At 43.5% G+C, this 13027-nt stretch carries 8 protein-coding genes; 4 read left to right on the forward strand and 4 right to left on the reverse strand.

The features are described 5' to 3' along the window. Positions 1–13 precede the first annotated feature (13 nt). Together alr and rimK are read left to right on the forward strand one after the other, a co-directional pair. Positions 14–1228 carry an alanine racemase gene (gene alr, locus OCU77_RS15860; RefSeq protein WP_084711841.1) on the forward strand — a complete coding sequence of 405 codons (1215 nt, stop codon included), beginning with the start codon at positions 14–16 and terminating at the stop codon, positions 1226–1228. Between the two features lie 255 nt (positions 1229–1483). Next, the gene (gene rimK / locus OCU77_RS15865; RefSeq protein ID WP_048899871.1) at positions 1484–2389 is read left to right on the forward strand and encodes a 30S ribosomal protein S6--L-glutamate ligase; all 906 of its coding nucleotides are present in this window, start codon (positions 1484–1486) and stop codon (positions 2387–2389) included. Positions 2390–3991: 1602 nt separating this feature from the next. Here rimK and ltrA read toward each other — a convergent pair. The 3 genes from ltrA to OCU77_RS15880 all read right to left on the reverse strand — a co-directional run bounded on the left by ltrA (position 3992) and on the right by OCU77_RS15880 (position 8822). Next, entirely contained in the window at positions 3992–5683 is a 1692-nt protein-coding gene (gene ltrA, locus OCU77_RS15870) for a group II intron reverse transcriptase/maturase (RefSeq protein WP_048899869.1), read from the reverse strand. Between the two features lie 1162 nt (positions 5684–6845). Next, a complete protein-coding gene (gene groL, locus OCU77_RS15875; RefSeq protein WP_048899868.1) occupies positions 6846–8492 on the reverse strand; it encodes a chaperonin GroEL in 1647 nt (548 codons plus the stop codon). Positions 8493–8531: 39 nt separating this feature from the next. Then, positions 8532–8822: a co-chaperone GroES gene (locus tag OCU77_RS15880; RefSeq protein WP_048899867.1), complete on the reverse strand. Its 291-nt coding sequence runs from the start codon at positions 8820–8822 to the stop codon at positions 8532–8534. A gap of 207 nt (positions 8823–9029) precedes the next feature. Between OCU77_RS15880 and OCU77_RS15885 the strand changes: the two genes are divergently transcribed. Beyond that, the gene (locus OCU77_RS15885; RefSeq protein ID WP_107303044.1) at positions 9030–10388 is read left to right on the forward strand and encodes an MATE family efflux transporter; all 1359 of its coding nucleotides are present in this window, start codon (positions 9030–9032) and stop codon (positions 10386–10388) included. 137 nt (positions 10389–10525) lie between these two features. On the opposite strand, the gene OCU77_RS15890 is transcribed toward OCU77_RS15885, so the two are convergent. After that, positions 10526–11089 carry an FxsA family protein gene (locus tag OCU77_RS15890; protein WP_048899866.1) on the reverse strand — a complete coding sequence of 188 codons (564 nt, stop codon included), beginning with the start codon at positions 11087–11089 and terminating at the stop codon, positions 10526–10528. 442 nt (positions 11090–11531) lie between these two features. Here OCU77_RS15890 and aspA point away from each other — a divergent pair, with 442 nt between their 5' ends. Beyond that, positions 11532–12992, forward strand: a complete 1461-nt coding sequence (gene aspA / locus OCU77_RS15895) for an aspartate ammonia-lyase (RefSeq protein WP_048899865.1) — start codon at positions 11532–11534, stop codon at positions 12990–12992. Positions 12993–13027: the final 35 nt, after the last annotated feature.

Below are 13027 nucleotides of genomic sequence, written 5' to 3' on the forward strand. Positions count from 1 at the left end.
CAGGAAAAACACTGTGAAATTAAAATTAAGCTTAATCGCACTTGCTCTTATGGGCCAAACTACAGCCCAAGCAGCTCCTTTACTTGTCGATTTTGACAACAGCGAACGAGAAGAACGCGTTGAATCAAGCAATGCATGGTTAGAAGTTGATACGCATGCTTTCTCTAACAATATTCAGCTGCTTCAAAACCAACTAGCTGATAACACAAAAATCTGCGCCATTATGAAGGCAGATGCTTACGGTAACGGTATCGCAGGCTTAATGCCATCTATTATCGCGAACAATGTAGCTTGTGTTGGTATCACAAGTAACGAAGAGGCGCGCGTAGTCCGTAAACATGGCTACACAGGTAAAATCATGCGTGTACGTGCGGCTAGCCGCAACGAAATCGAAGGCGGTCTAGATTTCCACATGGAAGAACTAATCGGCACCAAAGAACAAGCCGATCAAATCATTGAAATTGCACGCACACACGGTACTACGATCCCAGTTCATCTTGCTCTTAACACTTCTGGTATGGGTCGTAACGGTTTAGATTTAACAACATACGCAGGCCAAGTTGAAGGCGTACAAATCGCAGGTGATCCTAATCTAGAAATCGTAGGCATGATGACCCACTTCCCCAATGAAGGTCTCGACGAAATCAAGCGTAAAGTTGAACGCTTTAAAGTGGAAACACAATGGCTAATCGACAGTGCAGATCTCTCCCGTGAAGATATCACCCTTCACGTAGCGAACTCTTACATCACATTAAACTTACCAGAGGCACATCTAGACATGGTTCGCCCTGGCGGCATGCTATATGGTGACTATCCAGCAAAAGCACCATTCCAACGCATTGTTTCATTCAAAACTCGTATTGCATCGCTGCACCACTTTCCAGCAGGTAGCACCATAGGTTACGGCAGCACCGCGGTATTAGAGCGTGATTCTGTATTAGCTAACCTACCCATTGGTTACTCTGATGGTTTTGCTCGTTCACTCAGCAATAAAGCTGAAGTGCTGATCAATGGTCAGCGTGCAAAAGTCGTTGGTATGGCATCCATGAATACCACCATGGTCGATGTAACGGATATCGTTGATGTTAAAGCGAATAGCGAAGTAGTGATCTTTGGCCCACAAGGTCAAGACGTTATCACCAGTGATGAAACCGAAGAGCGTAGCGGCCGTATTTTACCTGAGCATTACACTATTTGGGGTGCAACTAACCCTCGCATCTACCGTTAATTGGCAATAATTCTGCGTGTCTTAAATCGCTAATTCAGCGTACCTCGTCCAGTCAGCAGCCTGCTGACTGGGCTCATCACTTCATCAGCATTCTCTATCCTGTCGATAAAAAAATATCATCGTCATAACTCTCGATTTCCGCTCATTTTGCGTGCATAGTCGCCATCCATTCAGCAACGGGCAACAAGGCTCTAAGGAAGTTCGCCAAACTTCCCTCTGCTGGTCATTAAATTTCTATTTGTCGCGAGTAACGCAATGAAAATTGGCATTCTTTCCCAAAACGAAAACTTATACTCTACCCGTCGTCTACGTGAAGCGTGTGAAGCACGCGGTCATGAGCCAGTGATCATTAACGCATTGCGCTGTTATATGAATATCAACTCGGTTCAACCTTCAATTCATTTTGAAGGTAATGACTTAACAGGCTTCGACGCCATCATTCCGCGTATTGGTGCTGACATCACTTTTTATGGATGTTCGGTATTACGTCAGTTCGAAATGATGAATGTGTTTTCGATTAACCCATCGATTGCGATTTCTCGCTCTCGTGACAAATTGCGTTCATTACAATTACTCAGCCGTAAAGGCGTTGGTATGCCTATCACTGGCTTTGCAAGCAAGCCGGATGATGTACCAGACCTCATTAAAATGGTTGGTGGTGCACCGCTAGTCATTAAGCTGCTAGAGGGTACACAAGGCATCGGCGTGGTTTTAGCTGAGACCCAAAAAGCTGCCGAAAGTGTTATCGAGGCATTCATGGGCTTAAAAGCCAATATCATGGTGCAGGAATACATTAAAGAGGCAGGCGGTGCTGATATTCGTTGTTTCGTGATTGGTGACAAAGTCATTGCCGCCATGAAGCGTCAAGCGGCTGAAGGTGAATTCCGATCCAACCTTCACCGTGGTGGTAGTGCATCGTTAATTAAGATCACACCAGAAGAACGCAAAACAGCCGTTGCAGCAGCAAAAGCTATGGGCTTAAGCGTGGCAGGTGTAGACCTACTTCGCTCTGAACGTGGTCCGCTAGTGATGGAAGTCAACTCATCACCAGGCCTTGAAGGAATTGAAGCGGCCACAGGCAAAGATATTGCTGGCATGATTATCGACTATATCGAAAAGAACGCTCAGAAAAAAAGCCGTCGCTTGTTGCAAGATCAGTAATAGACAGCAGCAAGTGCGATAGATAAAACAACGGTAACGTGTTTTAGCCACAAAACCTCTCTGCGAATTTTTAATTCGCTTTAATCAAAAGCAGCTGAATTTTCAGCTGCTTTTTCTTTATATTCAAAAAACGCATCGAGCGCCGCCTATAAAAAATAAACATTTAAAATCAAAATCTTAATCAAACCACTCTCTGGCTATTTAAATTATTTTTTACCGCATTTCATAAATGGGTATAACTGCACCCACTTTTACATAAGGGGGGGATCACCTGCTTTTGACCATTCATTCCCACACATAATGCGATGTAGCATTGTATGGTTGTTCATTAATCCGATTTTCAACCGTAAAAGCAAGTACAGCTTATGTAAAACTTAGCAGCTAAAAGGTGAACGCATTTGCATTTTTAATCCAAACCGCTCACAACAATCATAAGTGACTGATTTTAAAAGATTAAAATAGTGTGCAGCTTTTCTGGCTTTTTTCAAAGTGAACTGCTCATGACACTTTTTAGCCTATTACGACCAATTTCAACCTTCCAACAATCCCCTGCTTCCATAGACGTGCAGCTTTTCACTTAAAAAACAGCAAAAAGGAACACAAAAAGAACGCCATGATATAAAAACGACTCAGAGTCATCATAAGCCATTGTTTTAAAACAATTAAAAATATCGTGCAGCTTTTCTGGCTTTTTCCTCGTTTAGGGTGTCGCATTTCTTTTCCTTTGAAAACAAGAAATACGACAGTGGATGACAGGCATGAATAACCAAGATGAAACGCATAAACACAGGGCCAATACAGCAGCGAAGTAACAGAAGACAAGCAGCAAGAATTAATAGATCATACTATAACGTCGATTACCCTCCTCAAGCATGTACCGCTTTCCCCTTAATGTACTGGAAAATGGTGATCAATTTAGCACCCATACTCCAACAACTAAAAATAAAACATAAGCAATTGATTTTATTAAACAAAAAATGCGTACAGCTTATTGTGCTTTTTCACAGGTGAACTGTACTGAGGAAAATCGGCTGGAAAACCATCGATATAAGCGAGATAGAGCCTTTTTAGGAAGTAGTTCAGTTATAGAAGAATACGTATGAGGCTTAATGAGGAGGCATTTTTACTGCCACATTACCCCATATTCCTCCCCCCACTTTCTACAGACGTAAAAAAGCCGAGGTATAAACCTCGGCTTAAGAAACTGTCAGCTCGACGCTGGGAGCTTCCAGAGCAAGAAGGAAGCGCGGAGTTTACGCGAGTAAATGAGCACTTCCGACGTAATTATTGGAGCTCCTAGCAATGAGATGATAGGGTCGGCTGTCGGGTAGCAGCAACGCATTACTGCGCCACCGCCCCCTAAGAACCGTACGTGCGAGTTTCCCCGCATACGGCTCAAGCCTTTATAAACCCTTATTATTTTATAAGGATCAGCAACAGAGCCAACAACATTTTCGTGTTGTAGCCCCCTTTCTTTGGACAGGTTACTCTCGATAAGTTAATCGAGTTATCAACCCAAGTGAGAGGACGTTATGAATATAAGTATCCAAATAAACATATCTCCAGCAATGCTTCTTATGGCTTACCACATAGGAACATTCTTCATATAAACATTATGGGAGTCGAAGGACTCCCATCTGTCATGTTGTGAAGTTGCCGATGACAATTTATGTGTAACATCGTCAAGTTTGAACTGATATCTGAACCGCCATCAACCCTCCGAATAATATGGTGAATATCCCACTCATCCTGAGAGTTAAACTGTTGACGACATATAGAGCACTTAAAATCTTGTCTTTCGACAATCTTCCATAGCTTCATGCTACCCGCTAAAGATTTCTTCAACCTTTGCATCTTTAGACGCTCAAAATATTGCTCGTCATCAGGTAGATAACAATTCGCTAATGCCCGAATTTTCACATGCTTATCAATTTTTACTCTCGCTGCATTAAGCAAGCGATAGTAGCCATCTTCTCTGTTTGGTTTTGGAGCACTAAACACCCAGTTTCTCTCACCTACTGTTTTAAAATATTTCTCTTTAACCCAGCGTTTATGGCGATTTTGGTGTATACGGCGACACCACTGCCATAGCATTTTCCAGATTCTGTAATCTACATATTTGAATGTCTCACTAGCGCAGACCCAACGATGGTAATTACACCATCCTCGGATCATAGGATTCAGCTTTGCTATAACTGCTTTTGCTGGCACCGTTTTATGACTATTGAGGTAATCACGTATGTTTCGCAGAAACACCTTAACGTTTTTATTCGATGGCTTAATTATCATCTTGCCATTGTATTTACGTAAATTCTGACCAAGGAAATCAAAACCTTCATCTATACGCGTAATTAATGTCTTCTCTTTAGAAAGCTGTAACCCTCTCCCAGCCATGAAGGCTCGAACAAGTGGTAGCACCTCCCTTTCCAGTAACTCTTTCGATATACCAGTAATGATGAAGTCATCAGCATAACGCACATAATTAACTTTGGTTTTATAGCTAGCTTTAGTATTTTTCTTCCCAAAATGGGCTTCCAATACTGCTTCCAAGCCATCTAATGCCAAGTTTGCAAGCACAGGTGAAATAATTCCACCTTGAGGTGTACCTGCATCCGTTGGATTAAATTTTCCTGATTCCATGAATCCAGCTTTTAGCCATTTTCGAAGTATTACTTTATCCATAGGAATATGAGTAATAAGCCATTCATGGCTAATGTGGTCAAAGCACCCTTTGATATCTCCTTCTAGCACCCATTGAGCACTAGATTTTCGGCTGAGATTCACGAAGCATTGTTCGATAGCATCAGCACAGGAGCGATTTGGACGAAAGCCATAACTATTACGATCTGCTTGAGATTCAGCAACGGGTTCTAGAGCTAGCAGATATAAGGCCTGCATCGCTCTATCGGTCATTGTTGGAATGCCAAGAGGTCTACGTTTACCATTAGCTTTTGGAATATAAACACGCTTTAGCGGCTTTGGTTTATAACCTTTGCGACTAAGTTTGCTTATAGCGTTCCACTTCGATGCAGGAGTATTCCAGATTGCTCCATCTACCCCTGGAGTGCTTTTCCCTCGATTTTCTGTAACACGCCTAATGGCGATTACTTTGGCAGCAAACGAATGAGTTAACATGCGTTGCAGTTGTTTAACTTGTCTCCAATCAGACTTCAGTGTTGCTTTCGCGATCCTGACCTGTAGCCCCCTCACTCTTTGATACATTAACTCCCAGTTAATACTGTGCCAATGCAATTCTGAGTGTGAGAATGCAGGTAATTCAGAAGAATTACTCATCTTGCTTTTCTCCTAGTTAGCCAAACACACTCCTAGGAAAAGAGACAATTACCCCATAGGGATAAAGTTTCTTTATCCCTATGGGGTTAGTTTGAATTAAACGTTTAAACGTATTTTGGTGGCTTTACATGTTTTCACACGATTAAAGACCAGAAAGAAGTTAGCACGCTTTCACGTGAGGCAAATTTTGAACCTCTATTTTTACCATTACAGTAAAACATTCGCTTTTTCTCTCCTCCTTTACCCTCTTAACCATCAGATTGCCTTGCGGTTTTCCTGCCTAAATTAGGCGATTAATAGGGCTTACCGAGTTCCTATGTTCATACAAAGATAACGTAGGCGCTGTCTATTCACCGGTGGTACGTCAGTAGTGTATTCCCAGATGTAAAAGGAATAGCTTGACCACTTACCTTTTTGGTTAAAGCGTATCAATACATTTCGCTTATTGCGGCTGACGGTGTTTATTAACAGTTCACGTATGTTCGCCATATTACCTAGCCTAGCCTCTAAACCTATTGTATTTAGGTTGTCTTAACCCAAGTTCACACTTGAAATTAACCGCAGATACGGGAGTACATTGTCAGGGAGCTTCGCACATCTCCGTTACCAAAGATGCACTAGCCCTAGGCTACAATTGACTACACAATTGGTTCGTTAATTAAATAGTTACATTTAACTACGAACAATATGAGCATAAGCTTTTGCCATTGCTAGCTGTCGCTCAATTTTCTTTTGTTGGTTAAACAGACAAGCAAAGTCTCGACATACCGAATATGTCTAACGATGCTGTTTTATTGAATTCACAGAGAAGCTATGAATAGTTGATCGATCAAGCGTTAACCAAACGCAAGGATCGACTAGTCGTAATCATTAAGACTGTAGTTTGAGTTTACTGGAGTTCAGTATTTGACAGGATCATTCAATCTACCAATGGCAATAGACTTGCGCATTGATTGACCCTATTGCCCTAAGGCATTATTGGTGGGAGGGAGTGACCGTATTTCAGGTACCAGACTTTCCAACTCCTAGTCTGGTAGGTAATAAATGAGATACGAAGACCTCATTTATTACCTTAGAGCGAGTGGCGATTTTCATCAACCACTCTGAGCGAGCCTATTTCAATAATGTGAAATAGGTCTCAGCTAGCACGACTCTCGTCGCACTACATCATGCCGCCCATACCACCCATACCACCCATGCCGCCCATATCAGGCATTGCTGGTGCGTCTTTCGCTGGTAGGTCTGTAACCATAGCTTCTGTTGTGATCATTAGACCAGCAACTGATGCTGCGAACTGCAGTGCAGAACGCGTTACTTTTGTAGGGTCTAGGATACCCATTGCGATCATATCGCCGTATTCACCTGTTGCAGCGTTGTAGCCGTAGTTACCTTCGCCTGCACGAACGTTGTTCGCCACAACTGACTCTTCATCACCTGCGTTTTTAGTGATTTGACGGATAGGTGCTTCCATTGCACGAAGTGCAACGCGGATACCTACGTTTTGTTCTTCGTTGCTACCTTCTAGGTTTGCAACTTTTGATGCTGCGCGGATTAGTGCTACACCACCACCAGCAACAACACCTTCTTCAACCGCTGCACGAGTTGCATGTAGTGCATCTTCTACGCGGTCTTTTTTCTCTTTCATTTCAACTTCTGTTGCAGCACCCACTTTGATTACTGCTACACCGCCAGCCAGTTTAGCTACGCGCTCTTGAAGTTTTTCTTTGTCATAATCCGATGTTGCATCTTCGATTTGTTGACGAATTTGCACAACACGGCTTTCAATCATTGCTTCTTCACCAGCACCGTCAATGATAGTCGTTGCTTCTTTGGTGATAGTAATGCGCTTCGCTTGGCCTAGATCTTCAAGTTGTACTTTTTCTAGCTCAAGACCAATCTCTTCAGAGATTACTGTACCTGCAGTTAGTACTGCGATGTCTTGTAGCATTGACTTACGACGGTCACCGAAACCAGGCGCTTTAACAGCAGCTACTTTCACGATACCGCGCATGTTGTTCACAACAAGTGTTGCTAGTGCTTCGCCTTCTACGTCTTCTGCAATAATCAGTAGTGGACGTGATGCTTTTGCAACGCCTTCTAGAGCAGGAAGTAGTTCACGAATGTTCGATACTTTCTTATCTACAAGTAGAATGAATGGGCTTTCAAGATCAACCGAACCCGCTTCTTGGTTGTTGATGAAGTAAGGCGATAGGTAACCGCGGTCGAACTGCATACCTTCAACAACATCTAGTTCATCTTGAAGTGCTTGACCTTCTTCAACCGTAATAACACCGTCACGGCCTACTTTTTCCATTGCTTCTGCAATTAGGTTACCGACAGTCTCGTCAGAGTTTGCAGAGATAGTACCTACCTGTGCGATTGCTTTGGTATCTTCACAAGGTACAGACAGTGCTTTTAATTCTTCAACAGCGGCAGTAACAGCTTTGTCGATACCGCGCTTAAGATCCATTGGGTTCATGCCCGCAGCAACCGCTTTTAGACCTTCAGTGATAATTGCTTGCGCAAGTACCGTTGCTGTTGTTGTACCGTCACCCGCAGCATCGTTAGCTTGAGACGCTACTTCTTTAACCATTTGTGCGCCCATGTTCTGGAATTTGTCTTCCAGTTCAATTTCACGCGCTACAGATACACCATCTTTAGTGATAGTTGGTGCACCGAAAGATTTATCTAATACGACGTTACGACCTTTAGGGCCTAACGTTACTTTTACTGCGTCAGCTAGAACGTTTACACCTTCTAGCATGCGTACGCGTGCGTCATTACCAAATTTTACGTCTTTAGCAGCCATGTCAGTTTCCTTTCTTAATTCTTGATATTGGTGAATGGATTATTCAACGATTGCCATGATGTCGTTTTCAGACATGATTAGCACTTCTTTACCGTCGATTTTTTCTGATTTAGTGCCGTAGCCTTCAGCGAAGATAACTGTGTCACCAACTTTAACGTCCAGCGCTTGTACAGTACCGTTCTCTAGAATGCGACCTTTACCTACAGCAAGGATCACACCACGCGTTGATTTTTCAGCGGCAGAACCAGTAAGAACGATGCCACCAGCAGACTTAGATTCAACTTCTTGGCGTTCAACGATAACTCGGTCATGTAATGGACGAATATTCATCGGTCGTCTCTCCTAATTTGGTTATGTCCAATAAAATAAGTGAGTAAGATAATATAAGGCGCTTACTCCTTCGATACATAGCATGTTGGGTCGATTTTCTGTAACCCAAGCCTTATGGCTGAAATAATTTAAAAATTTATTCTAGAACTTTTGCCCCGTCACATTCTTTGCTTTAGGGTGAGCGAGCATCTTAACGTCGAGACAACTATGACGCGAATAACTACCCCAGATAAACACGGGCTGCTTACGGCTCCCATTGATGACGTTTTACGCCGCCTAACCATCCCTATGGTGTTTGGTATGGTGGCAATTCTAATGTTCAATCTGGTTGATACCTTCTTTATTTCGTTGCTGGGAACCGAAGCACTAGCCGCTGTCAGCTTCACCTTCCCTGTCACTTTTGCATTGAACTGTATCACCATGGGTGTCGGTGTGGGTCTATCCACTTCGATTGGGCGCTTACTGGGCCAAGGGGATATGGCATCGGCGGCACGCTTTTCCAGTCACGGTTTATTGTTGGCCGTGATCATGATGATTACCGCATCGAGCTTGGGCTTTGTCACCATAGAGCCTTTGTTTTCCTTATTAGGGGCATCACCAAGTTTGCTACCCATCATTCATGAATACATGTCTGTGTGGTACGTCGCTATTCCACTCTTGGTCATTCCAATGGCAGGGAACAGTGCAATACGTGCAACAGGAGATACCAAAACTCCCGCCAAGATCATGATGCTAGCAGGCTTGATCAATGGTATCTTGGATCCTTTATTGATCTTCGGCTATGGCCCCTTTCCTGAGCTTGGCGTACAAGGCGCAGCGATTGCCAGTGGCGTCAGCTGGGCGTGTGCCTTGATTGGATCTTTATACGTACTGACGATGCGAGAAAAGCTGCTTGCTTGGCCTAAACCCACTAAATTATTGCAAGATTGGCGTCAGGTATTAGAGGTGGGCACGCCTGCGGGATTATCCAGTGCCCTCAACCCCTTATCCGGCGCATTATTGATGACTATTTTGGCCGCCCAAGGGACAACGTCCGTCGCTGCCTACGGTGCTGCTATGCGCATAGAATCATTACTTGTCATTGTGATGATGTCATTAGGATCAGCCTTAATGCCGTTTATGGCACAAAATCTTGGTGCGAATAATCCACACCGCGCGTTTAAAGCCCTTTTTCTAGCAATGCGCTTTGCCATTCTGTTTCAGCTGTTGGTCTTTGTCATGATGGTACCGCTCAGCTGGCCACTGTCGGCGATTTTCAGTCAAGACAGTCAAGTGCAAAGCTTACTGTGGCATTATTTGATGGTGGTACCAATCAGCTACGGCTTACAGGCCGTTTGCATGCTATTAATTAGCGGACTAAATGCGATGCATAAACCCATGAATGCATTGATTTGGAACCTACTTCGATTATTCGCTTTTTTGTTACCTGCAGCATGGGTCGGCAGCCAAGTCTATGGCACCGAAGGGCTGTTTATCGGCATCGCGATCGCCAACATTTTCAGTGGTATTGGTGCCTACTGTTATGCGCTTCGGGTGCAACGCCTCCATCTCGCTCAAACAGGTTAAGCATAGCGATAAAAAAACACACCACGAATCCCTCTTTTCTCTCGTCAAATAAAATAAGATATGAACAAAAAAAGCAGCCAAGGCTGCTTTTTTATCATTCACATATTGTCATACAAACTATCATGTTGCGGGATGAATTAAGGTAAGCGTGGCGTATCATCGTCTTTTTTCTCTTCACCTTTACGCTCGAACTCACCATCAAATACATCACCATTTTGATCACGGCGCTGAGACCCAAAGGGGTCTTGTGGGTCAAACGGCCCTTGTTGATCAAAGGGGCCTTGACCATTGAACCCCTGACCGCCACCGAAACCACCGCTAAAGCCAGCTCCTGCACCCATACTGCTCACTTTAACGCGGCTCATTAGCTGCTTGGCTAAGTACGCGCGTGGCGCAGGTAACAACACCGCCATACCAAGGAAGTCAGTCATAAAGCCCGGCGTTAATAGGAGTACACCCGCAACCGCTAGCATCACACCTTCCACGATTTGTTGAGCAGGCAGCTCGCCTTGCGCCAACTTGCCTTGCACCGACATTAAGGTTGCAATGCCTTGGCTACGCACCAGTGATGCGCCCACAATAGCCGTTACCAGCACAAGTCCTATTGTTGGCCACATCCCAAGAAAACCACCCACTTGAACAAACAAGGCGATTTCTACAATTGGCACAACAATAAAAAGAAACATTAAAATAGGAAACACGACTTACCTCTTGGTGGTCTGTGATAATTGCCGCCCAACGCTATCATTTTCGCTGGCCAACATGAAAAATTAGAGTACATCTAAACTATGCGGGCATTGTGGCATTTTTCAAGCGCCATGGCGTAGACAGAGCCTGCATTATTTGTGACAAGATAAAACAAACAAACCTTTCACATTCTATTATATTTGGTCATTTTTCATCTTATTCAGCGTCTCTATTGTTAACAGCAAATGTGAGCGAACTCTCGTTTTTATGCAAATAAAACTAGGTCATTCAAAAAAGTGATCTGGGTTATGTTTTTACCCCTAAAGGGGAGTATTATCGTCAGCAAATAAAGGTGTCAGGTACGATCATCTAGCCAACACTTCTGCAGAATGGATTCTTATTCAGAACTGGCTCAACATTTGAATTTTCTTAGCAGATTCCCCATAAGGCTACAATATGTCTCAGATGATTGATCTAGAAAAAAACGAAGCAACTCTTAACGTTGCAACCCGCATTGAAGAAGATCTACTTGGTGATCGTCACGTTCCAGCTGACGCTTACTGGGGTATCCACACTCTTCGCGCTGTTGAAAACTTCAACATCTCTAAAACGACTATCTCAGATGTTCCTGAATTTGTTCGTGGTATGGTTTTCACTAAGAAAGCTGCTGCTATGGCAAACAAAGAACTCGGTGCTATCCCTTCTGAAGTTGGTGAATACATCATCAAAGCATGTGACGTGATCCTAGAAACAGGCAAGTGCATGGATCAGTTCCCATCTGATGTATATCAAGGTGGTGCAGGTACTTCTGTTAACATGAACACTAACGAAGTAATTGCTAACCTAGCGCTTGAGCTAATGGGCAAAGAGAAAGGCGAATACGAGATCGTTAACCCTAACGATCACGTGAACAAATCTCAGTCTACTAACTGTGCTTACCCAACAGGTTTCCGTGTTGCTGTATACAACAGCATCATCAACATGCTTGACGCACTTGAGCACCTAAAAGCTGCTTTCGATGCAAAAGATAAAGAATTTGCACACGTATTGAAAATGGGCCGTACCCAACTTCAAGACGCAGTACCTATGACTGTAGGTCAAGAATTCCACGCATTCGGCATTCTAATTAAAGAAGAAATCAAAAACCTTAAGCACACCGCTGAACTTCTACTTGAAGTTAACCTAGGTGCAACAGCTATCGGTACTGGTTTGAACGCAGCGACTGGCTACCAAGAGCTAGCAGTTCAACGTCTAGCAGAAATCACAGGCCTACCTTGTACACCTGCTGAAGACCTTATCGAAGCAACATCTGACTGTGGTGCTTACGTAATGATTCACGGCGCACTTAAGCGTACTGCTGTGAAACTATCTAAGATTTGTAACGACTTACGTCTACTTTCTTCTGGTCCTCGTGCTGGTCTAAACGAACTAAACCTACCTGAAATGCAAGCTGGTTCTTCTATCATGCCAGCAAAAGTTAACCCAGTAATCCCTGAAGTGGTTAACCAAGTGTGTTTCAAAGTAATTGGTAACGACACTACCCTAACTTTCGCAGCAGAAGCAGGTCAGCTTCAGTTGAACGTTATGGAGCCAGTGATCGGTCAGGCACTATTCGAGTCTATCGACCTACTGAAAAATGCCGCTATCAACCTAACAGACAAGTGTATTGTTGGTATCACAGTGAACAAAGAAGTATGTGAAAACTTCGTGTTCAACTCTATCGGTATCGTTACTTACCTAAACCCATTCATCGGTCACCACGAAGGCGACATCGTTGGTAAGATTTGTGCGGAAACAGGTAAGAGTGTACGTGAAGTTGTACTAGAGCGTGGTCTTCTAACAGAAGAACAACTAGACGACATCTTCTCAGTACAAAACCTAATGCACCCAGAATACAAAGCGAAACGTTACAACTAATAGTAACGACCCTCGCAATATAATTTAAAATTTGG

The sequence above is a fragment of the Photobacterium swingsii genome (assembly GCF_024346715.1).
GTDB lineage: Bacteria > Pseudomonadota > Gammaproteobacteria > Enterobacterales > Vibrionaceae > Photobacterium > Photobacterium swingsii.